Source organism: Streptomyces sp. F001, assembly GCF_004187715.1.
GTDB lineage: Bacteria > Actinomycetota > Actinomycetes > Streptomycetales > Streptomycetaceae > Streptomyces > Streptomyces flavusporus.
On record NZ_QZWF01000040.1, the window covers coordinates 1 to 2,127 of the forward strand.

3 protein-coding genes are annotated in these 2,127 nt (G+C 66.1%); 2 read left to right on the top strand and 1 reads right to left on the bottom strand.

The genetic code is table 11. The features are described 5' to 3' along the window. Positions 1-210 precede the first annotated feature (210 nt). The gene (gene tnpA, locus StrepF001_RS40230) at positions 211-639 is read right to left on the bottom strand and encodes an IS200/IS605 family transposase (RefSeq protein ID WP_129801157.1); all 429 of its coding nucleotides are present in this window, start codon (positions 637-639) and stop codon (positions 211-213) included. A gap of 503 nt (positions 640-1,142) precedes the next feature. Here tnpA and StrepF001_RS49035 point away from each other — a divergent pair. After that, positions 1,143-1,622 carry a hypothetical protein gene (locus tag StrepF001_RS49035; protein WP_240797925.1) on the top strand — a complete coding sequence of 160 codons (480 nt, stop codon included), beginning with the start codon at positions 1,143-1,145 and terminating at the stop codon, positions 1,620-1,622. 130 nt (positions 1,623-1,752) lie between these two features. Continuing rightward, the gene (locus tag StrepF001_RS50320; protein WP_346657008.1) at positions 1,753-1,941 is read left to right on the top strand and encodes a hypothetical protein; all 189 of its coding nucleotides are present in this window, start codon (positions 1,753-1,755) and stop codon (positions 1,939-1,941) included. The last annotated feature ends 186 nt before the right edge of the window (positions 1,942-2,127 follow it).

Here is a 2,127-nt window from a genome sequence, read left to right on the forward strand (position 1 = left end):
GAGGCAACAGACCATCGTGACGTGCATCGGCTACGAGGTCACCTCGTCGTCCGGCGGCCTGGACTTCATCACCAACAACCTGACGGTCAGCAGCAGTTGACCACCCCGCCCGGGCCGGTTCCACACTTCGGGGCTGGTCCGGGCCCGCAGAGCGACTCATGACTGGTTTCATCCCGGCGCGGAGCGCGGGGCATCGCTGCGAAGCAATGCTCACACGGGGCGCTGCTGGTTCTTGATGTACTGGCGTACGACGGTCAGTGGTGCACCGCCGCAGCTCCCGGCGAAGTACGAACCGGACCAGAAGTGGCCGCCCCACAGGTACCGGCGCACGTGGGCGTTGTACTCCTTGCGCAGCAGCCGGGCGGAGACGCCCTTGAGGGAGTTGACCAGCTTGGAGAGCTGGACCTTGGGCGGGTAGTGCACGAGCAGGTGCACGTGGTCGTCCTCGCCGTTGAACTGCTTCAGCTCCGCCTCGAAGTCCTCGCACACCTCCCGCATGATCTGCTCGCACCGGTCGAGCATGGCGTCGGTGAAGACGTCACGCCGGTACTTGGTGATGAACACCAAGTGGACATGAAGGTTGTGGACGACGTGACGACCGGTGCGTACATCGGGATCTGGATTCCAGCGTGGTGACATAGACCGAATGGTATTGTGATCGTGTGGCTACGGAGCGTGCGCAGGAGAAGCGGCAGTTCGGGCACCGCCCGCTGGTGCTGACACCTGCGCAGATCCGCTCATCGACGCAGGCACGCCGCCCCGCACGTGGAACCTCCTGCACGACTGGTGGACGATGTTCCGAAGGGCAAGCGCACGCTGGCCGCGGCGGACGCCGCGATCGCCAGGCCCGCAAGACATCGACTGGCTCGCCCCTTCCCGCCCAGGCCGCACAGCAGTCCTCAAGACGTACGTCCAGGCATGGAAGAACTGCTGGGAAGGACGGGCCGAAGCCCGAACTTCAACCGCTTCCGGTCGGTTGAGCGTGGACATCCCGCAGGGCCGCGACCTGCAGATCAAACGCGTTCACCGCCGTTGGGGCATGGTCAAACCCCAAGATCGGCCGTGTCCGCTTCCGCTGGACCAAAGGCCTCCCCATCGGGAAGGACGCGAACGTCGACAACAAGGTCACCGGCGCCCGGCTGGTGAAGGAGGCCGACGGCTGGCACGTCGCCTTCCGCGTCCAGACCCTCGACCCCGCACCCGAGCCGCACACCGGCCCCGAGGTCGGCATCGACGCCGGAGTCACCATCCCCCTCCCTGTCCGACGCAAACCACCAGGACCACGGCCGACCCGCCCGCCTTCCGGACGCACGGCCGACCGGGACAAGTGGCTGACCACCGACGAGAAGGCCAAGCTGCTCCGGCTGGAGCGGCGGCCGACACCGCAAGAGCTTCCGCAAGCCAGGCAGAAGACCTCCAACCGGCTGAAGCGGACCTACGACCAGATCGCGAGCCTTCGTGCGAGAGCCAAGCGCAGGGCACCGACTGGCAGCACCAGACCACCACCGAACTCGCCCGTACCTACGGTGATCGTGGTGGAACAACTGGACATCCCGAACATGGTCAAGAGCGCCAGGCACCATGGAGAACCCGGAAGGAACGTCGCGCAGAAGTCCGCCTGAACCGCTCCATCAGCCAGGAGGCATGGGCAGGCCATGACGATGCTGACGTACAAGACCGCCCGCCACGGCGGCATCCTGCACAAGTTCCCGCCCCGGCACCTCCCAACGCTGCTCGGCCTGCGGCCTCACCATGCCGGGCAGCCGGGAGAACCAGGCCGTGTTCGTGTGCAAGAACGAAGGCTGCGGCTGGTCCGGCAACGCAGACCACAATCGCCCGGAACGTCCTGCACCTGTACCGGATGGGCCACGCGCTCATCCCGGCTGCCGGAGGGCAGTCGTCAGGCGCCCGCGAGGCGTCAAGCCCGCCACCGCAAGGTAGGCGGGAATCTCCCGGCTTTCCAGAGAACACTCAAATCCCGTTCAACGAACCCGACCAGATCTGGTACAAACTGGCGTCTCCGACCAGGCGCAGTACGAGGCCAACCGGGACCGCTTCTTCAAGGACTGGAAGACGGTCTACCAGCGCATCCGCGCCATCGACCCCGACGCGAAGATCCGGCCCCCA

Coding starts and splice junctions, on each gene's coding strand:
- tnpA (WP_129801157.1), bottom strand. CDS start 639: ATGTCACCACGCTGGAATCCAGATCCCGATGTACGCACCGGTCGTCAC.
- StrepF001_RS50320 (WP_346657008.1), top strand. CDS start 1,753: ATGCCGGGCAGCCGGGAGAACCAGGCCGTGTTCGTGTGCAAGAACGAA.